21 protein-coding genes and 1 other RNA gene are annotated in these 26,032 nt (G+C 69.9%); 7 read left to right on the forward strand and 15 right to left on the reverse strand.

Annotated features, from left to right (window positions below; genetic code table 11):
• Positions 1-76: 76 nt before the first annotated feature.
• From ABZV34_RS08940 to ABZV34_RS08955, 4 genes are all read right to left on the reverse strand, one after another.
• Positions 77-1,375, reverse strand: coding sequence for an acyltransferase (locus tag ABZV34_RS08940; protein WP_356272714.1), 1,299 nt, complete (start codon positions 1,373-1,375; stop codon positions 77-79).
• Positions 1,372-3,588: a glycosyltransferase gene (locus ABZV34_RS08945; protein WP_356272716.1), complete on the reverse strand. Its 2,217-nt coding sequence runs from the start codon at positions 3,586-3,588 to the stop codon at positions 1,372-1,374. Before ABZV34_RS08945 ends, ABZV34_RS08940 begins: the two co-directional genes overlap by 4 nt.
• Positions 3,588-4,517, reverse strand: a complete 930-nt coding sequence (locus ABZV34_RS08950) for a hypothetical protein (RefSeq protein ID WP_356272718.1) — start codon at positions 4,515-4,517, stop codon at positions 3,588-3,590. The genes ABZV34_RS08945 and ABZV34_RS08950 overlap by 1 nt, the downstream gene beginning before the upstream one ends.
• 743 nt (positions 4,518-5,260) lie before the next feature.
• A complete protein-coding gene (locus ABZV34_RS08955) occupies positions 5,261-6,298 on the reverse strand; it encodes a LysR family transcriptional regulator (protein ID WP_356272720.1) in 1,038 nt (345 codons plus the stop codon).
• A gap of 83 nt (positions 6,299-6,381) precedes the next feature.
• Here ABZV34_RS08955 and ABZV34_RS08960 point away from each other — a divergent pair, with 83 nt between their 5' ends.
• From ABZV34_RS08960 to ABZV34_RS08985, 6 genes are all read left to right on the forward strand, one after another.
• Positions 6,382-7,806, forward strand: a complete 1,425-nt coding sequence (locus ABZV34_RS08960) for an MFS transporter (RefSeq protein ID WP_356272722.1) — start codon at positions 6,382-6,384, stop codon at positions 7,804-7,806.
• A 119-nt stretch (positions 7,807-7,925) separates the two neighbouring features.
• Positions 7,926-9,221 carry an extracellular solute-binding protein gene (locus ABZV34_RS08965; protein ID WP_356272724.1) on the forward strand — a complete coding sequence of 432 codons (1,296 nt, stop codon included), beginning with the start codon at positions 7,926-7,928 and terminating at the stop codon, positions 9,219-9,221.
• On the forward strand, positions 9,218-10,186 hold the full coding sequence (locus ABZV34_RS08970) for a sugar ABC transporter permease (protein ID WP_356272726.1): 969 nt from the start codon (positions 9,218-9,220) through the stop codon (positions 10,184-10,186). Before ABZV34_RS08965 ends, ABZV34_RS08970 begins: the two co-directional genes overlap by 4 nt.
• Positions 10,183-11,004, forward strand: a complete 822-nt coding sequence (locus ABZV34_RS08975) for a carbohydrate ABC transporter permease (protein ID WP_356272727.1) — start codon at positions 10,183-10,185, stop codon at positions 11,002-11,004. Before ABZV34_RS08970 ends, ABZV34_RS08975 begins: the two co-directional genes overlap by 4 nt.
• A gap of 11 nt (positions 11,005-11,015) precedes the next feature.
• Positions 11,016-13,307 carry an alpha-xylosidase gene (gene yicI / locus ABZV34_RS08980; RefSeq protein ID WP_356272729.1) on the forward strand — a complete coding sequence of 764 codons (2,292 nt, stop codon included), beginning with the start codon at positions 11,016-11,018 and terminating at the stop codon, positions 13,305-13,307.
• Positions 13,307-14,320: a LacI family DNA-binding transcriptional regulator gene (locus ABZV34_RS08985; protein WP_356272731.1), complete on the forward strand. Its 1,014-nt coding sequence runs from the start codon at positions 13,307-13,309 to the stop codon at positions 14,318-14,320. The genes yicI and ABZV34_RS08985 overlap by 1 nt, the downstream gene beginning before the upstream one ends.
• 95 nt (positions 14,321-14,415) lie before the next feature.
• Here ABZV34_RS08985 and ABZV34_RS08990 read toward each other — a convergent pair whose 3' ends face one another.
• The 8 genes from ABZV34_RS08990 to ftsE form a co-directional block, all read right to left on the reverse strand.
• Complete coding sequence (locus ABZV34_RS08990) at positions 14,416-15,798, reverse strand: hypothetical protein (protein ID WP_356272733.1); 1,383 nt, start codon at positions 15,796-15,798, stop codon at positions 14,416-14,418.
• 222 nt (positions 15,799-16,020) lie between these two features.
• Positions 16,021-16,764 carry a hypothetical protein gene (locus ABZV34_RS08995; protein WP_356272735.1) on the reverse strand — a complete coding sequence of 248 codons (744 nt, stop codon included), beginning with the start codon at positions 16,762-16,764 and terminating at the stop codon, positions 16,021-16,023.
• Positions 16,765-17,060: 296 nt separating this feature from the next.
• Positions 17,061-17,444 carry a hypothetical protein gene (locus ABZV34_RS09000; RefSeq protein WP_356272737.1) on the reverse strand — a complete coding sequence of 128 codons (384 nt, stop codon included), beginning with the start codon at positions 17,442-17,444 and terminating at the stop codon, positions 17,061-17,063.
• Positions 17,445-17,730: 286 nt separating this feature from the next.
• Positions 17,731-18,119: a transfer-messenger RNA gene (gene ssrA / locus ABZV34_RS09005) on the reverse strand.
• 134 nt (positions 18,120-18,253) lie between these two features.
• The gene (smpB, locus tag ABZV34_RS09010; protein WP_356272843.1) at positions 18,254-18,784 is read right to left on the reverse strand and encodes an SsrA-binding protein SmpB; all 531 of its coding nucleotides are present in this window, start codon (positions 18,782-18,784) and stop codon (positions 18,254-18,256) included.
• Between the two features lie 119 nt (positions 18,785-18,903).
• On the reverse strand, positions 18,904-20,070 hold the full coding sequence (locus tag ABZV34_RS09015) for a S41 family peptidase (RefSeq protein WP_356272739.1): 1,167 nt from the start codon (positions 20,068-20,070) through the stop codon (positions 18,904-18,906).
• Between the two features lie 67 nt (positions 20,071-20,137).
• Positions 20,138-21,055, reverse strand: coding sequence for a permease-like cell division protein FtsX (gene ftsX / locus ABZV34_RS09020; RefSeq protein WP_356272740.1), 918 nt, complete (start codon positions 21,053-21,055; stop codon positions 20,138-20,140).
• 31 nt (positions 21,056-21,086) lie between these two features.
• Entirely contained in the window at positions 21,087-21,776 is a 690-nt protein-coding gene (ftsE, locus tag ABZV34_RS09025) for a cell division ATP-binding protein FtsE (protein WP_356272742.1), read from the reverse strand.
• A 251-nt stretch (positions 21,777-22,027) separates the two neighbouring features.
• On the opposite strand from ftsE, the gene ABZV34_RS09030 reads away from it, so the two are divergent.
• Positions 22,028-22,219, forward strand: coding sequence for a hypothetical protein (locus ABZV34_RS09030; RefSeq protein WP_095854342.1), 192 nt, complete (start codon positions 22,028-22,030; stop codon positions 22,217-22,219).
• Between the two features lie 146 nt (positions 22,220-22,365).
• Here ABZV34_RS09030 and ABZV34_RS09035 read toward each other — a convergent pair whose 3' ends face one another.
• From ABZV34_RS09035 to ABZV34_RS09045, 3 genes are all read right to left on the reverse strand, one after another.
• A complete protein-coding gene (locus ABZV34_RS09035; RefSeq protein ID WP_356272744.1) occupies positions 22,366-22,965 on the reverse strand; it encodes a hypothetical protein in 600 nt (199 codons plus the stop codon).
• Between the two features lie 306 nt (positions 22,966-23,271).
• Positions 23,272-24,378 carry a peptide chain release factor 2 gene (gene prfB / locus ABZV34_RS09040; protein WP_356272746.1) on the reverse strand — a complete coding sequence of 369 codons (1,107 nt, stop codon included), beginning with the start codon at positions 24,376-24,378 and terminating at the stop codon, positions 23,272-23,274.
• Between the two features lie 338 nt (positions 24,379-24,716).
• Positions 24,717-25,952, reverse strand: coding sequence for a serine/threonine-protein kinase (locus ABZV34_RS09045; RefSeq protein ID WP_356272748.1), 1,236 nt, complete (start codon positions 25,950-25,952; stop codon positions 24,717-24,719).
• Between the last annotated feature and the right edge of the window lie 80 nt (positions 25,953-26,032).

Here is a 26,032-nt window from a genome sequence, read left to right on the forward strand (position 1 = left end):
AGCGGAACGTTGCTCTCACCGCAGAGCGGGGGCGACGGTGAGGAATGCCCGGCGTGCCGTCGCCTCCCGCCCGGGTTCAGACGCGGTGACCGCCTCCTGAGGGTGCCCCGGTCCTGGCCCGGTGGCTGCCCCCTGACGCGCCGCCCTTCGGCTTCCCTCCGTCCGGCCACAGCCGTGGGCCGCGCTTCGCCGCGATGTCCTCGATCCAGCCGAAGGCCAGGACGGCCAGCCCGATGAGGGGCCACACCAGGACGAACATCCAGAGGTTGTACGAGGTGTCGAGCAGGCCGGCCCTGCTGTCGCTCTGCATGAAGGGGAGTCGGTAGGCCAGGTCGATGATCGGGACGGTGGCCATGATCAGCATGTTGTGCCAGAGGTAGATCGTCACCGCACGGTTGTTGGAGAGGGTGATGAACCTGTCCCACCGGGCCAGCCGGCCGGGGAGCTCCTGCCAGGACGGTGAGTACTGGAGGAGGACGACGACGAAGCCGAACGACCAGGCGGCCTGGGCGAGCGGGATGTCGTTGAGGTCCCAGCCGTCGGGGCCCAGGTGGCCCGAGGCCCACCACAGGCCGAAGGCCATGAGCAGGGCCGAGCAGGAGATCGCCTGGTAGCGGGGGACGCGCCGCAGGACACCCTCGTGGTGGGCGAAGCCCAGGACCCAGCAGCCGCCGTAGACCACGAAGTCGGAGACCGCGTTGCCCGTCTCGCCGGGGATGCTCACCAGACCCGTACCGAGGACCGCCGTCAGGGCGAGCGGGGCCAGCAGCGTCGCCCACGGCAGGCGGCGGAAGGCCCACAGCAGGAGCGGTGAGGCGAAGACGAACCACAGATAGGCGCGCAGGTACCAGAGCGGGCCCGCCGCCTGGACCGCCCAAGTGTCCTCCAGCAGGCCCGACTTGGAGCCGACGTGCCAGGGGAAGGGCGGGGCGCCGAACGGGATCACGTAGTCGACGAGTTTGACCAGGCCCCAGGCGCCGCCGAGGTCCGGGTCCTTCATCAGGTTCCAGCCGCCCGCGAACATCAGCGTGAGCGCCACCGCGCTGAAGGCCCACAGGGGCGGCAGCAGACGGCGGACACGGCCGCGGATCACACCCAGGGCCGGGCGCTTGAGCGAGCGTGCCATCAGTGAGCCCGCCAGCGCGAACATCACGCCCATGGAGGGGAACAGGATGGACAGCCACGCCCAGCCGAAGAGGTGGTAGACGACCACCCGGACCAGGGCGACCGAGCGCAGCAGGTCGAGGTAGCGGTCACGGCCCGGCTTCCCGCCCGCCGCCGCGGGCACCGGCGCGGACACCGGCGCGGGTTCGGTGCCGACCCGTGCGGCACCCGGCGGCGGCGTCGCACCCGCCGTGTACTCGTGCGTCGTCATCCGACCGGCCTCCGGTCCTTCTCGTTCTCGCTCTGCGCGGTCCGCTGCCGCGGGATCGCCCCCGGCGCCTCGACCACGCCCGTACGCCGGAGTTTCTGCCAGCGCAGCCGGCCTCCGGTGAGAGCGGTGATCCAGGACTGGATCAGGACCATGTACATCAGCTGCCGGTAGAGGATCTGCTGGAGCGGGAGCGAAACGAGGTGGATCATGCGCTCGCGGTCCAGCCGGAAGGCGTACGCCGCGCAGATCCCCTGGACGGCGAGGACACCGAGCCAGGCGATGATCGTCTTCTGTGTCGGCCCGAACACCACTCCGTAGAGCAGGAAGACGTCGATCAGCGGGGCCAGCAGCGGGGCCAGCACCATGAACAGCGCCACCAGCGGCAGGCCGACCCGCCCGAAGCGGCCCGAGGGGCCCTTCTCCACGACGGCCCTGCGGTGTTTCCAGATCGCCTGCATCGTGCCGTACGACCAGCGGTAGCGCTGGGACCAGAGCTGCTGCACGGACTCCGGGGCCTCGGTCCACGCGCGCGCCTTCTCCGCGTACACCACCCGCCAGCCGTCGCGGTGCAGGGCCATCGTGATGTCGGTGTCCTCGGCGAGCGTGTCGTCGCTCATGCCGCCGACCCGGTCCAGGGCGGAACGGCGGAAGGCACCGACCGCGCCGGGGATGGTCGGCATGCAGCGCAGGATGTCGTACATCCGCCGGTCGAGGTTGAAGCCCATCACGTACTCGATGTGCTGCCAGGCCCCGATGAGGGAGTCGCGGTTGCCGACCTTCGCGTTGCCGGCGACCGCGCCGACGCCCGGGTCGGCGAAGGGCTGCACGAGTTCACCGACGGTGGCCGGTTCGAAGACGGTGTCACCGTCCATCATCACGACGAGGTCGTGCCGGGCGTTGGCCACACCCCGGTTGAGGGCCGCGGGCTTGCCCGCGTTGACCTGACGCACGACACGGACGTTCGGCAGCCGCAGGTCCTCGACGATCCGGGCCGTGCCGTCGCTCGAACCGTCGTCGACGACCACGACCTCGACGGGATGCTCGCTCGCCATGAGGGAACGGACGGTGTTCTCGATGCACTTGGCCTCGTTGTACGCGGGCACGAGCACCGACACCGGTTCGGTGACCGGGACCGGACCCCAGCGGAAGCCGTCGCGGCGCACCCGGCGGGCGTGCGCGGCGGAGAGCACGAGCATCATGCCGAAGCGGGTGAAGACCAGCACGCCGATGACGGCGATACCGGCGACCAGGACGTCGGTGACGCCGTCGGACGCCCCGACCAGGTAGATCCAGACCTTGCCCTTCCACAGGTCGAGGCCGGTGACCGGGGTGTGCGCGCTGGGGGCGTCCAGCGCCTCGGTGAGGTTCTGGAACTGGTAGCCCTGCCGCTGAAGCCCGGGCAGGAACCTGTCGAGCGCCTTCACCGTCTGGTGCCGGTCGCCGCCGGAGTCGTGCATGAGGACGATCGCGCCCTTGCCGCCCTCGGGCGTGGCGCGGCGGATGATCTCGTCGACGCCGGGCTTCTGCCAGTCCTCGCTGTCGGTGTTGTTGACGACGGTGATGTAGCCGCGGGTGCCGATGTACTTCGTCACCGGCCAGGACTTGTTGTCCATGGCGTCGGCGAAGGAGGAGTACGGAGGGCGGAAGAGGGAGGTCCGGATGCCCGCCGCGCCCTCCAGGGCCAGCTGGCTCTGGGACAGCTCCCAGTCGATGCGCCCCTTCGACTGGTACGAGAGGTCGGGGTGGTTGAAGGTGTGCAGGCCGACCTCGTTCCCCTCCTCGACCATGCGCCGCACCAGCTCCGGATAGCGCGAGGCCATGGTGCCGGTGACGAAGAAGACGGCGTGCGCGTGGTGCCTCTTGAGGACGTCGAGGACCTGGGGCGTCCACTTCGGGTCCGGGCCGTCGTCGAAGGTGAGGACGAGCCGGTGATCGGGGACGCTCAGGCTGCTCGTACGGCCACTGCGGGTGTCGATGACCGGGCCGCCGTCGAGGATCTTCTCGGGCACCTTGTCGGTGGCCGCCTCGGGCTGGATGCGATGGTCGGCGAGGATCTCGCTGTGGACGTAGCCGCGCAGCATCAGCATCGCGAGCAGGGCGACGAGGAGCAGCGAAGGGAGCAGGAAACGCATCGGCAGCCGTCGGCGCCGGGCGTGGGGAACCGGGCGCCGCGCACGGGGAGCGGACCCGTGCGGGCTGGTGCGGGAAGCCATCAGACGAGGTTCTCCGAGAACGGGGTGCCGGTGGCGCCGGGTACGGGGATGAGGGGGTGCGGCTCGACGGGGCCGTCGGCGACGGTTCCGTTGGCGCCGCCGAGCGGGCTCTCCGACGTGCCCGCGGAGGGGTCCACCGAGGGGGTGGAGTCGGGAGAGCTGGACACCGGCAGGGACGGTTCGACGACCGGTGTCTTGGTGGTGCTCGCGCTCGGCTTCGGCTTGGTGGTCGTGGACGCCGAGGGTTTGGGGTCCACGGAGGCGCCCGGCGGCGGGGTGCTGCCTGAAGCCTCGGGCGTCGGGGCGACGCCCGAGGCCGGCGTGGTGCCGTCACTGACCGACGCGCTCACGCCGGGTGACGCGTCACCGTTCGCGCCGGAGGGCTTCACCGAGTCGGTGGGCAGGGGTGAGGTGTGGACCTGCCCGGCCGGGATGTCGTCCTCCTGGCCCGGCACCGGCAGCCAGGGCGCGTCGGAGCTGCCGGACAGCAGCGTGGCGACGATGACCACGGCGTACGCGGCGCAGGCGACGCCGATCAGGATGCCGAGGCGGCGGAATCTGCGGCTGCGGCGCCCCGACTCGTCGACGAAGACCGGACCGTCCGAACTGTCCGGAACACCGGGGGTGTCCTTGGTCTGCGCGACGAGCCGGTCCTCCAGCCGACGTCCGGCTCCGTCGAGTTGGACGGTCACCTCGTGGGGATCGTGGGTGTGGTCCGGCTCCTCGGGCCGCTCCCAGGGGACGGTGGCGAAGGAGGCACGGGGGCCGCTCCGCGGTGGGCCGCCGGACACGCTCCGGTGGCCCGCGTCGGCGGGACGGTCCACACCGGTCCGCCGCGCGGCCGCGACCGGCCCGCCCACCAGCGCCGGGTGGACGACTCCGGCCCCGCCTCCGACCTCACCGCGAGACTCGGGGGATATCGGGGACATCGGGGACGCCGGGGACACCGGACGATCCGCATCCGCCGGACTCACGTCCGACATCGGACGGTCCGCCGACGTCGATTGATCCGCCGACGTCGGGCGGTCCGCCGACGTCGGGCGGTCCGCCGTCGTCGGGCGGTCCGCCGACATCGAGTCGTCCGCCGACATTGGGTTGTCCGCCGACATCGCACGGTCAGCCCGACTCGGCCGGTCTACGCCGAATCCGCGGTCCGCGCCGAATCCGCGGTCCGTACCTATTCGGCGTTCCATCCCGGTTCGGGGTTCCGTCCCGGTTCGGGACGGCGTCGGCGCACTCCGCTCCACCGCAGCTCCACGAGCTGTTTCGGCATCGTGTTCGACCCCCGTCTCACATTCCGCTTCTGCGGCGCGCGAGGCCTCGGAGTCGATTCCGGCCTGCGGCCAGGTCGATGTCGCCTGGGCCGCTTCGGGCCAGACAAAGGGGTCTTCGGGGCCGTCCGGCGTCGCGTCTCCGGCTTGTCGCCGTTCCGACGGATCAGGACAGGGCCCCTCCACCTGATCACCGTGCCGATGATCGGGTTGGGCTTCTTTTCGCCACTTCTCCACGTGCACGTACATCCCCCCAGGGACGGATTTCGGGTGCGCGCACGACTCCGGGCGCTACTAACTCGCCGTCCGGAACGGGCCCCCACCCGTTCCGAGCGCCCCCTTTACCACACTGAACCCGGAAGATGAATGTAGCGCACGTGGAGGACCCGTGTGCTTATGTGTCAATCCTGCCCCATCATGATGCCTGCATCGCTGGCTGGAATCCAACCGTCCACCGGGCGCCGCAGCCAGCCCTCCTCGGCTGCGAGTTCGACCGCCGCCCGCCGCAGGGCATCGATGCCGGGATGCTCCAGCCCCTTCCGCCACACCAATGACACGGGTGACAGGGGAACGGGGTCGATCAGAGGTCTGCGTACGGTTTCGGACATCATCGGAAAGTCCACGACGGCCAGCACCGGGTTCCGCTTCTTCGCCATGATCCGCTGGAACTCCTCGACTCCGAGGGCCACCGGCGCGGGGGGCGCCAGCGCGATCCCACGTCCCTCGAAGAGGTGACGCGCCAAGTCGGTCCACTCCAGCGTCCGGGGATTCCCCGCGCCGGCGTACACGGTCTCGCCCGCCAGCGCGTCCAGCGGCACCGCGTCCAGGGCTGCGAGGGGATGGTCCTCGGGCAGGACGACCGCCATCGGCTCGTACCGCACGGGCTGCTGTGCGAGCCTCGCCCGGACCGCCGGGGCGAGACCCGCGAACCGCCCGAACGACGCGTCCAGACGCCCGGCGAGGATCTCCTCGGCCGCGCCGGTGAGTCCGCTCTCGAAGCGGGCCAGCAACTCGCAGTCAGGGGCGAGCGCGCGGGCCCGGTCGAGGACGCGTCCGCAGGCGAGCCCCGGGGAGTTGACGTCGACCAGCAGCGGCCGGTCCGGGCCGTTCCCCGCGAACGCCGACAGCAGGGCCTCGTTCGCCTCCAGCACCCGCCGGGCGTACGGCAGCAGGCGCTCACCGTCCGCCGTCAACGTCACCTGCCGGGTCGTCCGCACGAACAGCTCCGCCCCGAGCTCCCGCTCCAGCCGCCGGACGTCGCGGCTCAGGGCCTGCTGGGCGACGTACAGCCGGGCGGCGGCCCGAGTGAAGTGCAACTCCTCGGCGACGGCGAGGAAGGCGCGCAGGAGACGGGGGTCGGGCCGGCCGGCGGGACGAGGGCGGGGACTGCGGGCGAGAGGCACGACGCGGGATGCGGCAGGGGGCCGTTGACCAGGCATCGAGCGAATTTACAACGCGGATGCGTCAATCGCCGCGGAACAGGTGTTGGACCGTTCGTCCCACCCCCGGCGACGGTGGGCCCATGCCCCGACAGCCCTCCGAGCGAACACGCACGCCACCGCTCACCGTCACCGGCGACAGCCCGCAGCCCGCCGGCCCGGTCCTCCGCCCACGCCCCTCGAAGCCAACCCGAACAACCCGAAGCACTCGAGCACCCCGAGCACCCCGAGCCGACCGCACCCCTCGCACACCCCGAACCCCGTACCACCGCCTCTTCGCCGTCCCCGGCGCCCGTGCCTTCACCCTCGGGAACCTGCTCGCACGGCTGCCCATGGGCATGTTCAGTGTCAGCGCGGTCATCATGATCGCCGGGTCGCGCGGCTCCTACGCCCTCGCCGGGGCCGTGACGGCGACCGGCCTCGCGGCGACCGCGCTGGTCGCACCCTGGACCGCGCGTCTCGTCGACCGTCACGGCCAGGCCCGGATCGCCGTGCCCGCCACGGCCTTCGCCCTGCTGGGAAGTCTGGCGCTGCTGCTGTGCGTGCGCTTCGGGGCGCCCGACTGGACCCTGTTCGCCGCGTACGCCGCCACCGCCACGACACCCAACACGGGCGGCATGTCACGCGCCCGCTGGGCCCACCTCTTCCGGGCCGACCCCGACGCCGCGCACACCGCGAACTCCTTCGAACAGGCCGCGGACGAGCTGTGTTTCATGCTGGGCCCGGTGTGCGCGGCGTTCCTGTGCACCACGCTCTTCCCGGAAGCGGGGACGCTGGTGGCCGGGGTCCTGCTGATGACCGGCGTCCTGGTCTTCGCCGCCCAGCGCTCCACGGAACCGCCGCCCCAGCGCCACCCGCGGTCCAAGTCCCCCGTCCTGGCCCCCGGAATGCCCCCGCTCCTGCTCTGTTTCCTCGCCACCGGGGCGGTGTTCGGTTCGATGGAGGTCGTCACGATCGCGTTCGCGGACGCGCAGGGGCACCGGTCGGCCGCGGGCGCGGTGCTCGCCCTGCAGGCCGCCGGCTCGTGCGCGGCGGGGCTGCTGTACGGAACCCTGAAGCCGGCCGGGCCCCCCGAACGGCGTCACCGGCTCGGCCTCGCCGCCATGACGGCCACGATGTCCCTGCCGCTGCTCGCGGCCTCACTCACCGGTTCGCTCCCGGTGCTGGCGGGCGCGCTGCTCCTCGCCGGGACCGCCACCGCGCCGACCATGGTCACCGGTATGGCGCTCGTCCAGCGGCGCACGCCCGAGGGCCGCCTGAACGAGGGCATGACGCTCGCGGTGACCGGTCTGCTCGGCGGGATCGCCTGCGGCTCGGCTGTCGGCGGTTGGGTGGTGGAGCGCTTCTCTTCGACGGCCGGGTATGTCGTGCCGGTCGCGGCGGCGGCGACCGCGTTCACGCTCCCGGTCCTGATATCAGTGCGTTTTCGAGGGAGTTCACCGTCTTTTCGCGGGAGTGCGCCGTCCGGCGGGTCGAACCCGTGCGCCAATTACGACGCACCCCATTGACGCGCCCAGGGCCCCCACATACCTTCCCCCGTCGAAGCGCTTCGACGTCGCGCATCGAAACGATTTCGACGTCCGCTGCGTGACGGCTCCGATCCCCATCCGACCCCCGGAGGCAATGGATGTCGACGACACGACGGCGTGTGGTGGCGACGGCGGCGGTGACCCTGACGGGCGCCCTGCTGCTGGCCTCCTGCGGCAGTTCGGACAGCGGTTCGCCGGACGGCAAGACGCTGAAACTCTGGCACTACGAAGGGCCGGACAGCGCGATGGGCGTGGCCTGGAACGAGGCCATCAAGGAGTTCGAGAGGACCCACCCGGGCGTCAAGGTGAAGTTCGAGGAGAAGGGCTTCGAACAGATCCAGAAGACCGCGCCGATGGTCCTGAACTCGAACGACGCGCCCGACCTCATGGAGTACAACAAGGGCAACGCGACAGCCGGGCTGCTCTCCAAGCAGGGGCTCCTCACCGACCTGACCGCCGAGGCGGCCAAGCGCGGCTGGGACAAGAAGCTCAGCGCGGGGGTGCGCACCACGAGCCAGTACGACACCAACGGGGTCATGGGCTCCGGCAAGTGGTACGGCGTGCCCAACTACGCCGAGTACACGATGGTGTTCTACAACAAGGACCTCTTCAAGAGGTACGGCATCGCGGAGCCCACCACCCTCGACCAGCTCACCGCCGCCATGGACACGTTCGTGTCCAAGGGCATCACCCCGCTGGCCAACGCGGGCGCCGAGTACGTGGCGCAGCAGTACCTGTACCAGCTCGCCCTCTCCAAGGCCGACCGCTCGTGGGTCGACAGTTACGAGCTCTACAAGGGGAAGACGGACTTCCACGACGCCGCCTGGACGTACGCCGCCACGACCTTCGCCGACTGGGTGAAGAAGGGCTACATCGGCAAGAAGTCCACCTCGCTCAAGGCCGAGGACGCGGGCGTCTCCTTCATCCAGGGCAAGAGCCCGATCCTGTTCAGCGGCAGCTGGTGGTACGGGCGCTTCCAGACGGAGAACAAGTTCGACTGGGGCACCTTCCTGTGGCCGGGCAGCGACCTCACCCTCGGCTCCGGCGGCAACCTCTGGGTCGTTCCCAAGGGCGCCAAGAACAAGGAACTCGCCTACGAATTCATCGACATCACCATGTCGAAGAAGATCCAGAACCTGCTCGGCGACAAGGGCGGGGTCCCGGTGGGCGCCGACACCGCCGCCATCACCGACCCGAAGGCCAAGACCCTGATCGCCGACTTCAACACCCTCTCCGGCAAGGACGGTCTGGCCTTCTACCCGGACTGGCCGGTCGCCGGCTTCTACGACGTCCTCGTCTCCGAGACCCAGAAACTGATCACGGGCAGCGAGAAGCCGGACGCCTATCTGAGCGCGCTGCAGACGGCGTACGACAAGGGCGCGCCGAAGACATGACGGCCACCGCCGAACGGGGCGGCCAGGTGGTCCGGCGGCACCGCAGCCGTACGGGCCGCCCGCGCCGCCCCCGCTCCTCCTACGCCCTCTTCCTGCTCCCCGGCGTCCTCGCCTTCCTCACGGTGATCGTCGTCCCGTTCCTGATGAACACCGGTGTGAGTTTCACCGACTGGCAGGGCGTCGGCTCACCGAAGTGGTCGGGGCTCGCCAACTACCGTGCGCTGTGGGACGACTCCGAGTTCTGGGCGTCCTTCCGGCACAGCCTCTTCATGGTCGTCGCGATGGCCGCCGTACCGACGGTCCTCGGGCTCGTGCTGGCCGCGGCCCTCTTCGACTTCGTCGGCAAGCACTTCGGCACCCGGACCGCCGCCGTCCTGCGGGCCTGCTTCTACCTCCCGCAGGTCCTGCCCATCGCCGTCGCCGGCATCGTCTGGAGCTGGATCCTCGCCCCCGACAACGGCTCCCTGAACGCGCTCCTGAGGGCGGTGGGCCTCGGCTCGCTCCAGCGGGACTGGCTCGGCGACCCCGACCTCGCCCTCTACAGCGTCATGGGCGTGATGGTGTGGGTCCAGATCGGCTTCCCGCTGGTCGTCTTCATGGCGGGGCTGCAACGCGTCGACCCGCAGCTGTACGAGGCGGCGGAGCTGGACGGCGCGGGCTGGTGGCGCCGTTTCGGGCACATCACGCTGCCGCAGATCCGCCCGGAGATCTACGTCGTCCTCCTCTGGTGCACGATCGCCGCGCTCAAGGTGTTCGGCGCGGTGTACGTCCTCACGAAGGGCGGCCCCGGCGGCGCGACCGACGTGCCGTCCTACTTCTCCTTCACCACCTTCTTCGAGAAGACCCAGGTCGGCTACGGCGCCGCGATCTCCACCGTGCTGACCGTGATCATCCTCGTACTCGCCCTGATCGGTCTGAAGCTCCAGACCCGTGCCGAGGACGCCGAGGAAGGACTCCGCGCATGACCGCCGCACGCCGATATCCCGTCCTCGTGGCCCTGATCATCGCGGCCCTCTTCATGGTGCTGCCGTTCGGCATCGTCGCGGTCAACGCGGTCAAGTCCCCCGCCGAGTACTCGTCGAACGGGCCCCTCAGCCTGCCCCACGGCCTCTACCTCGACGGTCTCAAGGACTTCTGGCAGCGCGTCGACTACGGCCAGAAGCTGGTCAACTCGGTCCTGATCTCCGGCTCGGTGGCGATCGGCGCCGCCGTGCTGTCCGTCCTGAACGCGTACGCGATCGGCATCGGACGCGTCAAAGGCCGCACCTGGGTCCTCGCCTTCTTCGTGCTGGCGAACATGCTGCCGCAGGAGGCACTGGTCTACCCGGTCTACTACCTGAGCAAGCAGGCGGGCCTCTACGACACCCGGCTCAGCGTGATCATCGTGTTCACCGTCGTCCAGGCGGCCTTCGGCACGTATCTCCTGTCCTCCGTCCTCGGGCAGTTCCCGCGCGAGATCATCGAGGCCGCCCGGATCGACGGGGCGAACAAGTGGCAGGTGCTGTGGCGGATCGTGGTCCCCGTCAGCCGACCCACCATCGGCGTCCTCCTGGTCTTCTTCTTCATCTGGACCTGGAACGAGTTCCTGCTGCCGCTGGTCATGCTGATCTCCAACGACAACCAGACGGTGTCAGTGGCGCTCGGCGTCCTCCAGGGCCAGCGCCTGATGGACGCGACCATGACCAACGCGGCGGCCCTCCTCGGCGTGCTCCCCGCGATCGTCTTCTTCCTCGTCTTCCAGCGGACACTGACCCGCGGCATCGCCGTGGGCGCGGTCAAGTAAGGGGTGTGGGCGTGAAGTTCACCGACGGCTACTGGCTGCTGCGCGAAGGCGTCACCGCGGCCCACCCGGTCGAGGTCCTCGACGTGAGCGTTTCCGACAACACCCTGGAGATCCACGCGCCGACCCAGCCCATCCGCCACCGCGGCGACCTGCTGAAGGGACCGGTCGTGACGATCAGCGCGCACGCGCCGATGCCGGACGTCATCGGCGTGACGTTCACGCACTTCCAGGGCGAGGAACCGCGCGGCCCCCGCTTCGAACTCCACCGGGGCGACTTCTCCCCCACCGTGGAACACGACGACGAGCACGCGACGCTCACCGCGGGCGCCCTGTCCGTGCGGGTCTCCCGCACCGCCCCCTGGCACGTCGACTTCCTCGCCCACGGCCGCGTCCTGACCACCAGCGGCCCCAAGGGCATGGGCATCATGCGGGACGCGGCCGGCGCCCACTATCTGCGCGAACAGCTCGACCTCGGGGTCGGCACCCAGGTCTACGGCCTCGGCGAGCGTTTCGGCCCGCTCGTCAAGAACGGCCAGGTGGTGGACATGTGGAACGCCGACGGCGGCACCGCCACCGAACAGGCCTACAAGAACGTGCCGTTCTATCTGACGGACGCGGGCTACGGCGTCTTCGTCGACCATCCGGGCCGGGTCTCCTTCGAGGTCGGCTCGGAGTCGGTGTCGAGGGTCCAGTTCAGCGCCGAGACACAGCAGTTGACGTACTACGTGATCCACGGGCCGAGCCCGAAGGACATCCTGCGCACGTACACGCGACTCACCGGCCGTCCGGCCCTCCCGCCCGCCTGGTCCTTCGGCCTGTGGCTGTCGACGTCCTTCACCACCTCCTACGACGAGGCCACCGTCACCTCCTTCATCGACGGCATGCGGGAGCGTGAACTCCCCCTCTCCGTCTTCCACTTCGACTGCTTCTGGATGCGCGAGTTCAACTGGTGCGACTTCGAGTGGGACCCGCGCGTGTTCCCCGACCCGGCGGCCATGCTGACCCGGCTGAAGGACAAGGGCCTGCACATCTGCGTATGGATCAACCCGTACATCGCGCAGCGCTCCCCGCTCTTCGCGGAGGGCAAGGCCCTGGGCCATCTGCTCAGGAGGCCCGACGGCAGTGTGTGGCAGTGGGACCTGTGGCAGCCGGGCATGGCGCTGGTCGACTTCACCAGCCCCGCCGCCCGCGACTGGTACGCCGCCAAACTGGAGGCACTGCTCGACCAGGGCGTCGACTGCTTCAAGACCGACTTCGGCGAACGGGTCCCGGTCGACGTGGCGTACGCCGACGGCGCCGACCCGGAACGCATGCACAACTACTACACCTACCTCTACAACCGGACCGTCTTCGAGGTGCTGCGCAAGCACCGGGGCGAGGCGGAGGCCGTCGTCTTCGCCCGCTCGGCGACGGCCGGCAGCCAGCAGTTCCCGGTGCACTGGGGCGGCGACTGCGAGGCGACGTACGCGTCGATGGCCGAGTCACTGCGCGGCGGGCTGAGCCTCGGCATGTCCGGGTTCGGTTTCTGGAGCCACGACATCGGCGGCTTCGAGGGAACGCCGGCACCGGCCCTCTTCAAACGGTGGATCGCCTTCGGTCTCCTCTCCTCCCACAGCCGGCTGCACGGCTCGTCCTCCTACCGGGTGCCGTGGCTGTTCGACGAGGAGGCCGTGGACGTGCTGCGGCTGTTCACCCGGCTGAAGCTCGGTCTCATGCCCTATCTGTACGAGGCCGCCCGCGCCGCGCACGCCGAGGGGGTGCCGATGATGCGGGCGATGGTGCTGGAGTTCCCGGAGGACCCGGCGTGCGCGCATCTGGAACGGCAGTACATGCTCGGCCCCGACCTGCTGGTCGCGCCCGTCTTCAGCGACGAGGGGGACGTCTCCTACTACGTACCGGACGGCACCTGGACCCACCTCCTCACCGGGCGGACGGTGACCGGTCCGCGCTGGGTGCGCGAACGCCACGGTTTCCTGAGCGTGCCGCTGCTGGTGCGGCCGGGTGCGGTGATCCCGGTGGGCGCCGTGGACGACCGGCCCGACTACGACTACGCCGACGGGGTCACCCTGCGCGCGTACGGCCTGGAGCGCGGCGCCCGGGTGACGGTGCCGGTGGGCGGCGTGACGTTCACCGTCGTCCGCGAGGGGAACACCCTGCGGGCCTCGTCGAGTGATCCGGCGGCGCCGTGGGGGCTGGCGGCGGGCGGCCGCGAGGTGCGGGCGAAGGCGGGGACGGGATTCCTGTCCCTGGAGCTGGACCTGGAACCCGACCCGCAGCCGCAGCCCGAGTCGGAGTCGGACTGATGGTGAAGATCACCGATGTGGCGCGGCACGCCGGGGTCTCCCCCAGCACCGTCTCCTACGCCCTCAGCGGCAAGCGGCCCATCTCCGAGGAGACCCGGCAGCGTGTCGAGGCCAGCATCCGCCGGCTGGGCTACCGTCCGCACGCCGGGGCGCGCGCCCTCGCGAGCAACCGGTCCAACGTCCTGGCGCTGGTGGTGCCGCTGAGGGCGGGCATCCACGTGCCGGTGGTGATGCGGTTCGCGGTGTCGGTGGTGACGGCGGCGCGCCGGCACGATCACGACGTCCTGCTGCTCACGCAGGAGGAGGGCGAGGAGGGACTGCGGCGGGTCGCGGACACCGCGCTGGTGGACGCCCTGATCGTGATGGACGTCCAGCTGCACGACCCCAGGCTGCCGCTGCTGCGCACCCTGGACCGGCCCTCCGTCCTCATCGGGTTCCCTTCCCGGCCCGCCGGACTGACCTGCATCGACCTGGACTTCAAGGCGGCGGGGGAGCTCTGCGTCGAGCGGCTGGCGGGGCTCGGGCACCGGGTCGTGGCACTGGTCGGGTCGCCGCCCGAGGTGTACGTGCGGGGGACGGCGTTCGCCCAGCGTGTGGTGGAGGGCTTCACCGCCGCCGCCGACCGCAACGGACTCGTGTCCTTGGTCCACCCCTGCGACGCCTCACCCGCCGCCGCGCGCCGGGTCGCCGAACAGCTCCTGCGCGAACAGCCGGGGCTCACCGGCGTCGTCGTCCACAACGAACCGGTCCTGGAACCGCTGATCGACGCCTTCGGGCAACTCGGTCTGCGCGTCCCCGTCGACCTCTCCGTCACGGCGATCTGCCCGGACGAACTCGCCGAGAACGTCCGCGTCCCCGTCACCTCCGTCACCCTCCCGTCCTCCGAGGTGGGCGCTCGGGCGGTGGAACTGCTGATGAGGAAACTGGCCGGCGCCGACGTCCCCGAGGCCACGCTGCTCGCGCCCCGGCTGACGGAACGCGCGAGCACCGCACCGCGCACGCTGAATCCTTGAGGAGCCGTGGCCCGGGGAGAGGCGGGCGGGGCGCAGTCCGCGTACGACCGCACGCGCAGGCCCCGCCGCCCCCGTTCACCCGGCGCCGAGGCGGGTCAGCGAGTCTCGATCAGGTAGTCCACGTCGGAGACGTGGTACTCGCCGTACCCGATGCGCTCCCCGATCGCGCCGTAGCGGTCGTACTGCTCCTGTGAGAGCGGCACGGACAGCTCGATCAGGACGCGGAGGAACAACCGGAACCCGAGATCGGGATCGATCCGGGTGACCACGTGCTCCAGCGCGTCCATGACGTCCGCGGCGGGAACGGGACGCCAGTGGGGACTGGCGAACTTGTCCGCCACCGCGGGTGCCACCTCCCGGACCTCCCTCAGCACCACGTCGGCGAGCTCGGTCCGGGCGGGCACCACGACGAGCGTGTACGCGGGCGCGACCTCCCGCAGCCGCTCCCGGCACACGTCCGCGACCAGCCGTAGCCAGTCCCGTCCTTCGACGGCCTCCCGCATGCCCGAGGCCCCGGCCCACAGCGCCGCGAGCGCGGCGTCGGGCAGTGCGGACCCCAGCAGTCGGAGCGTGTCCTCCAGGAGGACGGCCGCCGCGGAGCCCGGGGTCTGTCCGATGTCGTCGCCGTCGGCCGCGCTGCGGATCTCCTCCCGGCTCGCACGCCAGTCCTGGTGCGCCTTCCCGGTGAGGCCGGACAACCCGAAGTCCCAGGTGGTGTCGCGACGGGCGGGGTCGATGGGCGGCCACACGATGTCGAGACCGGAGCGGACCAGCGCTGCGCTGTGACTGAAACGTTCGGCGAGCGCCTGCAACCGGTCGTACCACTCCTTCTCGATCCGTACGGAGTGGACCTGCAGAACCCGCAGAAGGAGCCGGAAGCCGAGTTCGGGAACGCGGGCGGCCACCTCTTCCAAGGCGCCCAGGGTGTCGGGGGAAGGGAGGGCACCCGCCGACCGCTCGCGGCAGAACCGTATCTCCGCGACGACGTCGTCACGCACCTCGTCGGCCGGCGGCGGCCGGTGACCCCACAACGCGGAAGGCGCCGGCCGCCGCCCGGGGGCTCTCCGGGGAGGGCGTGCGGCGCAGATCCCGTCGACGCGCCGCAGCCAGTCACGGGCACTCATGCCGTGCGCCGCGGGATCCCACACACCCCCGGCCGCCGCCCGCCACACGGTCAGGATCGCCTCGTCGGCCAGCGGCGAGTCGACAAGCCCGCGCACGTCCTCGCGCAGATCGTCGGCGTACCCCCACTCGTCGTGGCTGACGTCGAAGCCCAGGATGCTCCGCTCGTCCGGGTCGAGATGGTCGACGCCGAACACGGGGCATTCGAGGTCGTACGCGTCGAGCTTCGCCGTGACGAGGCCGAGTGCCGCGCCGATGTCCCCCGGAGCGGGTGAGAGGGCGAACATCTCGGTCAGCCCGCTGAGTCCGAAGTCCGCGTCGTAGTCGACGTAGTACCGCTCCTGCCGTCCCGTCACCGTCGCCCCCTCCGGTCTTCCGTGCCTGTGGCCACTTCACCTCGATCCCCGCGGGCGGCGTACCCGGACCGCGGGCTCCCTGCCTGTGGTGAAGCCGAGGACGACAACACCGGTGGGAGTCGGGACCTTCCCGCCGCCGAAGCGGTCACGGGGCGCGGTGCGGTCGCCCGAACCGTAGACGAGGGCGCGCCACGCTCTCGGGTGAGTGCGGGCCCCTCGCGTCTACAACTGCCGGTCACCTTGCCAGCTGACGGACGTCATCGCTGCCAAACCACCATGCGCCAAGCCCCTATAGGTCACTGTCCGGTCGGGGCCGAGCTCGTGGGCCACTCGTCCCGCCAAGTCCTCACCCAGGCGGAACAGCCGCTCCCACTCGCCGTCGTACTTGCCCTCCACCCGGTCCCGCAGATCCAGGTTCACCGTGGTGTCGATCCCGTTCGCCCACGCGTACAGGCCGGCGACGAGTTCCCCGGAGAGATTCAGCCCGGCGGCGGGATCATCGGGGAAGAAGTCCCCGAATCCGTCCGCGCGCAGCGGAGCGAACCTGAACTCGCCCTCGACCGTGAGGTCGACGGGGTACGCCGGTGTGCCATGGCTGTCGCGTTCCCCGTGCAGGCGGTCGCAGCTCCGGCACACCCACTTCGCCGTCCGGTGGCGCTCGTCCCAGTAGCGCACCGGCCACGACGGCCCGAGCCGCCCGGCCAGTCGCCGGGTGACCGCCAGACCCTGCCGGACGTGCTTGCGCAGTTCCGGGCGAGAGGTGAAACCCTCCGGCGGGCGGGACAGCGACCATGAGCGCAGGGCGTCCGCCAGCTCCGCCGGAAGGTCCAACCGGCCGTCGTCCAAGGGGACGTTGCGGGTGAAGGCCCCCAGATCCTCGTAGGCCCCGGGGACCTCCCACTCGTACAGCGGAGACGGCTCGCCCCGCGCCTGCACGAGCAGAGCACGCGGTTCTTCGAGGGGCATGGCGGGGTTGCTCCGATCATGTGTTCGCGGTCGGCACGCTGAAGCCCCGAGTGCTGCCTCCTCAACGCCCTGATGTGGGAGGAGTCGGACCACCAGACGGAACCAATGGCAGTCAGGTCCGATCCACCTCATGGTGTCAGCCGTTGTCGGACGTCAGGAGGTGGAGGAAATCCATCACCCCTAAGGCACATGAGACATCGAAATCAAACGCCATGAACCGCCGCGTGATCCCTCAGCCCGAAGGCCCCCGTTCAGCCACCACAGTCCAGGTGCGTCCGGTCAGTCGACGCATCCCTTCATTCCTTCCCTTTCGGCATGGCTCCGGAAGCGTCGCGCAGGGCGATGCTTCTACTCGCCATCTGCGCGAGCGACTTGGCACGCGCGACGAAGGTTTCCTTGTCGTCCATCCTGGAGGTCACATCCGGTGGATGGACAACGGAATCCACATGGCCGGGGAATTCGTCACGCAGCGCGACCAGAACGTTCGTCTGATCAGGTTCGGGAAGGTCACCGATGAACAGATATCCCGATGCGGCACCTGCAGTGACGTCACGCTTTGCATGCTCGTCCGTCACATGCCGGAGAACGAAATCGGCTACATCATCGAAGAGGGCGGCGGTGGCGAACCAGCCGAGATCCTCTCCTGCCCCTCCAGAGGGGAACGACACGAGCTTCGTCATGGCTTCCTTGCCTTTGCAGCGAGCGGTGGGCGGCCTCAGCAGGACCAGCCCACCGCAGGGTGAACAGATTGCTCAGCTGTGATCGCCGACGTAGAAGATCCGCGTCTGATCCGCTTCCGGAAGTTCCTTCACTGCGGCCTTGATCGCTCTGATCTGGTCGGCCGTGTACGTGGTCACGTCCACCGGAATGAAGGAAACGAACACCAGGCATGACAAAAGCCCCGCCGCTCGAAAGCGACGGGGCCTTTGCCCACATGGGATGTGGAGGTCCCGGGGGACCTCCTGATCGTGGAGATGGCGGGAATCGAACCCGCGTCCACCGGTGCAGAATCAGGGCTTCTCCGTGTGCAGTTCGCTGCGATTTTCTCGGCCCCGGTGATCACGCGAACAAGTCGCCGACGGGCCCAGTCACTGTTTGATTTCCCATCGAACCCCGTGACCGGGCTCGATGGTTTAGTCCCCTAGATTATGCCAGGATCCGGGTCGGGAACACTCCCGGGCTGACACCCATTAAGGGTCCTTCACTCACTGCTTATTAGGCAGCGAGGGCGAAGGACTGGGAATCGCTCTTGGAATTGGCGATTATTGGTTGCGACATATGGTTAACGAGATCATTGTCGCTTCCTCGACACGCTTCCCCTGCTTCGACAGCCGCTGTCGAAACCGATCATCCCCATGTTGTTTTTTCAAGCCCCTCCGGAGAGGGTGGCGCACCCGCTGTGGGGTGCAGATCCCATCGTACGTGACCCACGCACGTCGGTGCCACCGTATTACCCGTGGCCACCGCCCCGCGGTCACCGCGGCCGTGGCTACTCGCCCCGCTGTTTCCGCTTCGCCGACGCGATCGCACGGTCCGACTCCCGGCGGTCCTGCTTCTCACGCAGGGTCTGCCGCTTGTCGTACTCCTTCTTGCCCCGGGCGAGCGCGATCTCGGCCTTGGCCCGGCCGTCCTTGAAGTACAGGGCTAGGGGCACGATCGTGTGACCCGTCTCCTCCGACTTCGACGCCAGCTTGTCGATCTCCTCGCGGTGCAGGAGCAGCTTTCGCTTGCGGCGCACCGTGTGGTTGGTCCACGTGCCCTGGCTGTACTCGGGAATGTGGGCGTTGTGCAGCCACGCCTCGTTCCCGTCGATCTGGACGAAGCCGTCGGTCAGCGAGGCGCGTCCCTGACGCAGCGACTTGACCTCGGTGCCGGTGAGCACGAGGCCGGCCTCGTAGGTGTCGACGATCGCGTAGTCGTGCCGTGCCTTCTTGTTCTGCGCGACGATCTTGCGCTTGCCGTCCTTGACCTTCGCGGTCCCTCCGCCCTGCTTGGGCTGGGACTCCTTCGGTACGTACATTCCCTTGCTCATGATGCTGACCATTTTCGCACTACAGGGGGGTCCGGGGGAAAGCCGATTACAGGGGCCCCGGCCAGTGACCCCGTCGGACCGGTGACCTCGACGGGCCGGGCTGGTGACTACGAGGGGTCGCCGAGACCGCTGAGCACGGTCTCGGCGCGCTCCAGGGCACCCGCGTCGGCCTCCAGGTCGGGGGTGATGCCCCGTCCGTCGACGCCGTGGCCGGAGGGGGTGCGGTAGTGCCCGACGGTCAGCTCGGCGACGGACCCGCCGGGAAGGGTGCTCGGCATCTGGACCGAGCCCTTGCCGAAGGTCCTGGTGCCGACCACGACCGCGCGGCCACGGTCCTGGAGGGCGCCGGTGAGCAGTTCGGCGGCGCTCATCGTGCCGCCGTCGACGAGCGCGACCAGGGGTCTGGTGGTGTCGCCGCCGGGCGCGGCGTGCAGGGCGCGCTGTTCACCGTTGACGTCGTACGTGGCGACGAGGCCGCCGTCGAGGAAGGCGGAGGCCGTCGTGACGGCCTCGGTGACCAGTCCGCCGGAGTTGCCACGCAGGTCGAGGACGATCCCGGCTTGCCGGGGGGCCTGCTCGACGGCGGTGCGCACGGCGTCGCCCGCGCCCTTGGTGAAGGCGGCGACCTTGATCACGGTGACGCCGCCGGGGAGCTTGTGCACGGTCACGGAGTCCGTGGACAACCTGGCCCGGCGCAGGGTCTCGCTCCACGCGCGCGTGCCGCGCTCCAGACCGAGGCGGACCTTCGTACCGGCCGCGGCGTCGTCCGCGTCCCCGCGCAGTAAGGAGACCACGTCGGTGACGGGCCTGCCGTCGACGTCCTCGCCGTCGACGCTGCGCAGCCGGTCGCCCACGCGGATCCCGGCGGCCGCCGCGGGTGACGCGCCCTGCACCCGGGTCACCTCGATCCGGCCGTCACGCTCGCGCCGGGCCCACAGCCCGACGCCGGTGTACTGGCCGTCGAGGGCCTCCTCGAACTCCTCGTAGTCGCCCTGGGAGTAGACCGCGCCCCAGCGGTCGCCGCTGCGGCTGACGGCGCGCTCGGCCGCCTCCATGGGGGACTTGCCGTCGGCCATCGCCTCGGCCGCCGCCGCGGCGACGTCCTTGTGGTGGGCGGCCGGCGTCGAACGGGCCGACGGGAGCGGGGATTTCCGGTCGGGGTCGCCGAACGACCCGGTCGCCGCGCCGGCGACGAGAACGCTCGCGAAGACCAATGTCAGGGCAGCCCCGCGGCCGACGCGGCGGGGCTGGCAGAACAGGTCACGACCTGACATGGCGGTGAGTCTAGGACAACGCGAGGGGCCGTACCGCCGGTTGGCAGTACGGCCCCCTTGGCATGCGTCACACCTTCAGGTACTTGCGCAACGCGAAGAACGCGGCAAGCGCGGGCATCAGCAGGCTCGTCGCGAGGATGAGCGGCAGCTTGGTGAGCACCGCGTCCCAGCCGATGAAGTTGATCAGGTTCAGCTTCTCGGACAGGGCCAGACCGTGATCGATGATGAAGTACCGCGCGACCACCAGGAATCCGCAGGCGACACCGCCGCCGATGAGTCCGGCGACCGAGGCCTCCATGATGAACGGCGCCTGGATGTAGAACCCGGAGGCGCCGACCAGGCGCATGATCCCGGTCTCCCTGCGCCGGCTGAACGCCGAGACGCGCACCGTGTTGACGATCAGCATCAGGGCGACGACGAGCATCATCGCCATCACCGCGCGGGCGGCCCAGTTCATGCCGTTGAGCAGCCCGAAGAGGTTGTCCAGGATGCCCTTCTGGTCCTGCACGGACTGCACGCCGTCACGCCCGTCGAAGGCGGTCGCGATGACCTGGTACTTCTCCGGGTCCTTCAGCTTGATGCGGTACGACTCCTGCATCTGGTCCGGCGTCAGGGAGCTGGCCAGCGGGGAGTCGCCGAACTGCTCCTTGTAGTGCTTGTAGGCGTCGTCCGCGGACTCGTACGTCACCTTCTGGACGACGGTCATCTTGCCGAGGTCGCCCTCGATCTGCTTCTTCTGCTCGGCGGTCACGGCCCCCTTGGCGCAGTGGGGGTCGGACTCCGCGTCGCTCTTGTTGCAGAGGAAGACAGAGACGTTGACCTTGTCGTACCAGTAGCCCTTCATGGTGCTCACCTGGTCGCTCATCAGGAGCGAACCGCCGAACAGGGCGAGGGAGAGGGCGACCGAGACGACGACCGCGAAGGTCATCGTCAGATTGCGACGGAGACCGACACCGATCTCCGACAGAACGAACTGGGCGCGCATGGCGTCTGGTAAGCCTTTCCGTGGACCGTCGTCAGTGCTGGTAGCCGTAGACGCCGCGCGCCTGGTCGCGGACGAGACGACCCTTCTCCAGCTCGATGACGCGCTTGCGCATCTGGTCCACGATGTTCTGGTCGTGCGTCGCCATCACCACAGTCGTGCCCGTCCGGTTGATGCGGTCGAGCAGCTTCATGATGCCGACGGAGGTCTGCGGGTCGAGGTTGCCGGTCGGCTCGTCCGCGATGAGGAGCTTGGGCCGGTTCACGAAGGCTCTCGCGATGGCCACACGCTGCTGCTCACCACCGGACAGCTCGCCGGGCCTGCGGTCCTCCTTGCCACCGAGCCCGACGAGGTCGAGCACCTGGGGCACGGATTTGCGGATCTCGCCGCGGGACTTGCCGATGACCTCCTGGGCGAAGGCCACGTTCTCGGCGACCGTCTTGTTCGGCAGCAGCCGGAAGTCCTGGAAGACGGTCCCCAGCTGGCGCCGCATCTGCGGCACCTTCCAGTTGGAGATGCGCGCGAGGTCCTTGCCCAGGACGTGCACCTGACCGTGGCTGCACCGCTCCTCGCGGAGGACCAGCCGCAGGAAGGTGGACTTTCCGGAGCCGGAGGACCCCACGAGGAACACGAACTCACCACGCTCGACCTCCAGGGAGACATCCCTGAGAGCGGGGTGGGTCTGCTTGGGGTAGACCTTGGAGACATTGTCGAATCGGATCACGGATGCACCACGGGTCGCCGGGGGTAGATGTGCGTGACCATACGCGAACCGGGTGTGGCTCCGCAGTCGGCGTCCGGGGTTGCGCGACGCTTGCACGTTTTGTCACGGATCTGACGGGCTGGAAAGCGTCCGGGCGGGGCAGGATAAGCCGAGCCGCGCCGAATTCCGCGGAACCTGGCACAGTGGAAGGGGAACGGTTGCGTTCCCCGCGGCGTTATGTACGCGGAGGACGGCGCAAGGAGGGCAAGCGCATGACGTACGACCGATTGGTGTGCGCGAACTGCGCGGCGCCCGTCAGTGAGGGCCGTTGCCCGGTCTGCCGCGCGAACCGGGAGCGGCTGCAGCAGGAGAGCCCCTTCGCCGGGCTGAACCCGATGGCACTGATAGCGCTGCTGGCCGTGCTCATCGCGGCGGTGGCGCTGCTGGCCCACCAGACGGTGTAGGACCCGCGAGAGGGCACCCAGGGCGTACGTACGGCTACCCAGGGCGTACGGGAAGGGCCCGGAGCAGCTCGCTCCGGGCCCTTTTCGCATCTCACGCGCGGATGGTGTCGCGCATCACACCGACCCCCGCATCACACGGGCCCGCGTCAGGCAGTGGTGCCGCGGCCGCCCGTGAGGCGCGGCAGCAGGCGGAAGCCGATACCGCCGGCGATCATCGTGGCGGCGCCGACCAGCAGGAACGTGGTCTCGGTGGCGCCCGTCTCGGCCAGCTCGCCGCTCTTGCCCTGGGCGGAGGTGTCCGAGCCGGTGTCGGTCAGACCGGAGGAGCCCTTGCCCTGCTCGACGGGCTTGGAGCCACCGTCGGGGTTGCTGTTGTTGCCGCCCGCACCGGCCCCGTCGGTGGGGTTGTCGGTCGGGTCGGTGGGCTCGGTCGGCTCCTCGGTGGGGTCCGTGGGCCCGTCGGTCGGCTCGGTGGAGGGCGTGCCGGGGTCGGAGGGCGTGCCCGGGTCGGAGGGCGTACCGGGGTCCGAGGGCGTACCCGGGTCCGAGGGCGTGCCCGGGCCGGAAGGCGTGCCCGGGTCGGTCGGAATGCCCGTGTCGGTCGCGGTCGGGGTCGGGCCGTCGGCCGTGACGCCGATGTTGATGTCGAGAGCCGAAGCGGCACCCGCGGCGGTCAGCGAGGCACCGGCGGCGATCACCGCGCAGGCGGCTATCCGCGCCGCGCGAATCCGCGTCTTCTTGGTCATCTGCTTGCTACCCCCAGTAGCTGATCGTCAATGGAGCAGCGCCCGGGGCCACGGCGTCACAGGGGGTGGCTTTGCTCGACCCCCCGGTTCACATGCGCCCCAGAGATACGCATGCCACACGTCACCCTTCCCAGTTTTCAAAGCAGCGTCAAGGTCGTTGCGGCCGCGATGTCCGGATCGGCGCTATTTGACCGCCATGAAGACATGTGACTGTGACGTAAAACCCAGACAACCGCCACACAAAAGGCAACTGCCGCTCAAAGAGCGGCAGTTGCCTTGTCGACAAAGAGCCCCTGAGGGCTCCCGTCACTTCTCCTGCTGCTTGCGCCAGCGAATTCCGGCCTCGAGGAACCCGTCGATCTCACCGTTGAACACGGCCTCGGGGTTGCCCACTTCGAAGTCCGTCCGCAGGTCCTTGACCATCTGGTACGGGTGCAGCACGTACGAACGCATCTGGTTGCCCCAGGAGTTGCCGCCGTCGCCCTTGAGGGCGTCCATCTTGGCCTGCTCCTCCTGGCGGCGCCGCTCGAGGAGCTTGGCCTGCAGGACGTTCATCGCGCTCGCCTTGTTCTGGATCTGCGACCGCTCGTTCTGACACGACACGACGATGCCGGTCGCCAGGTGGGTCAGACGCACCGCGGAGTCGGTGGTGTTGACGCCCTGGCCGCCGGGACCCGAGGAACGGTAGACGTCCACCCGGAGCTCGGACTCGTCGATCTCGATGTGATCGGTCTGCTCGACGACGGGCAGGATCTCGACACCGGCGAACGACGTCTGCCGGCGTCCCTGGTTGTCGAAGGGCGAGATCCGCACGAGCCGGTGGGTGCCCTGCTCCACGGAGAGCGTTCCGTAGGCGTACGGCACGTGCACGGCGAAGGTGGTGGACTTGATGCCCGCCTCTTCCGCGTACGAGGTCTCGTAGAGCTCGGTCTTGTACCCGTGCCGCTCGGCCCAGCGCAGGTACATGCGCTGCAGCCTCTCGGTGAAGTCGGAGGCGTCGACGCCTCCGGCCTCGGCGCGGATGGTGACGACGGCCTCGCGGGAGTCGTACTCCCCCGACAGCAGCGTCCGCACCTCCATCTCGTCCAGCGCCTTCTTGACGGCGGTGAGCTCGGACTCGGCCTCGGCACGGGTGTCCGGGTCGTCCTCCTCCTCGGCCATCTCGAAGAGCACGCTCAGATCGTCGATACGCCCGCGGAGCGCCTCGGCCTTCCTGACCTCCGCCTGGAGGTGGCTCAGCTTGCTGGTGATCTTCTGCGCCTCGTCCGGGTCGTCCCACAGGGACGGCGCGGCCGCCTGCTCCTCGAGCACGGCGACATCTGCCCTCAGCTTGTCGAGGTCCAGGACGGCCTCGATCGACTCCATGGTCGAGGAGAGGGACTTGAGCTCTTCGGATACATCGACGACTGCCACGCCTCCAGCGTAACGGCTGCGGCAAGCGGGGCCCTCACCCCCGGGGACCACGCCCCCGGGCCTCCCCGTCCCGGGGGCTGCCGCCCCCCGGACCCTCGCGCGGGCCTGGACGGCCTCGTCCTCGAACCCCGACGGGCTGAAAAGCCCTGCCCCGGCCGGCATCACCAGTCCGGCCCGGAGACCGTCCCGTCCACGCGGGAACCTTCCGGCGTTCGACGACGAGCCCTTCGGGCGATGCGGGGGGTCCGGGAGCGCAGCGCCCCTGGCAGGGGTCCGGGGCGGAGCCCCACGGCGGGACAGGGCCCGTCAGGGAAAGGGCCTGTCCGGGAGAAGGCCTGTCAGGGAGAGGCCGGGGCCGAATTCTTCGTGTCGGAGGGCTGCGCCCCTCCGTCGTCCCCCGAGGTGGCGAGCCACGTCCCCACCCCCACCGCGGCGACGAGCACCACTCCCGCCACCCCCAGCGTGATCCGGCGCCGCCGGGCGGAGGCCCGGTGCCGCGCCGATCCGGGCCGGGGCGCCCCCGCCGCGCGCGGCACGCGTGCCGTCCCCCGCGCCCCGCCGGCCAGCTCGTCCGGCCCCGGCACCCGCATCGAGGTGTGCGTGTCCCGGTTCGAGTCCGGTGCGGCGCCCGGCACCAGCGGCACGGCCCCTCGTCGTACCCGTGACGTCGGCTCGGCCGGCTCCGCGGCCTCCTCGGACGTCTCCTCCGCCGGTTCCCCGTCCGGCTCGTCCACGTCCAGCGGCGGCATCCCCGCCAGCAACGGCAGCTGCTCCCGCAGCCGCGCTCCCAGCTCGGACGCCCGCAGCCGCGACGCGGGCGCCTTCGCCAGACACTGCACGAGGAGCTGCCACAGCTCCTCGGGGATCCCCGGCAGCGGCACGACCGTCTCGGTCACGTGCCGCCGCAGCACCGCTCCCGGGTGTCCGCCCCCGAAGGGGGTGAACCCGGCCAGGAGCTCGTACAGGACGGTCGCCAGGGCGTAGATGTCGACGGCGGCCCGCGGCGGCAGTCCCTCGATGATCTCGGGCGCGAGATAGTCCGGCGTGCCGATGATCTTCGTGGCCCGGGTGCGCCGCGGTGAGTCGATGAGTTTGGCCACACCGAAGTCGGTCAGCAGCGCGGGGTGCGCGCCACCCGGCCCGAGCGGCCCCTGCATGTCGAGGAGCACGTTCTCGGGCTTGACGTCCCGGTGGACCACCCCGGCCGCGTGCGCCGCCGCAAGACCGTCCGCGACGTCGGCCACGATCGCGACCGCGGCCTCGGGCGCCAGCCGCCGCTCCCGGTCCAGCCGGGTACGCAGGTCCGTACCCCGTACGAGATCCATGACGAGCGCGAGGTCGTTGCCGTCCACCACGAGGTCACGCACCGCGACCACGTGGGGATGGTCGAGGCCGAGCAGGGCCGTGCGCTCCTGTACGAAGCGGCTCACGAGCTCCTGGTCGGACGCGAGGTCCTCGCGCAGCAGCTTGATGGCGACGGGCCCCTCGGGTCCCTCACCCAGCCACACCGTACCGGCGCTGCCCCGCCCCAGAATCTGGTGGGCGGTGTAGCGGCTCCCGATCTTCCGTGCCAAGACTGCTCCTACCGACGCGTGTTGCCGCTAAAAGTACGCGTCCGAGGAGCCAACCTTCACTCCGGAGGCGGAAATCACCC

It is taken from the genome of Streptomyces sp. NPDC005195 (assembly GCF_040608315.1).
Classification (GTDB): domain Bacteria; phylum Actinomycetota; class Actinomycetes; order Streptomycetales; family Streptomycetaceae; genus Streptomyces; species Streptomyces kaempferi.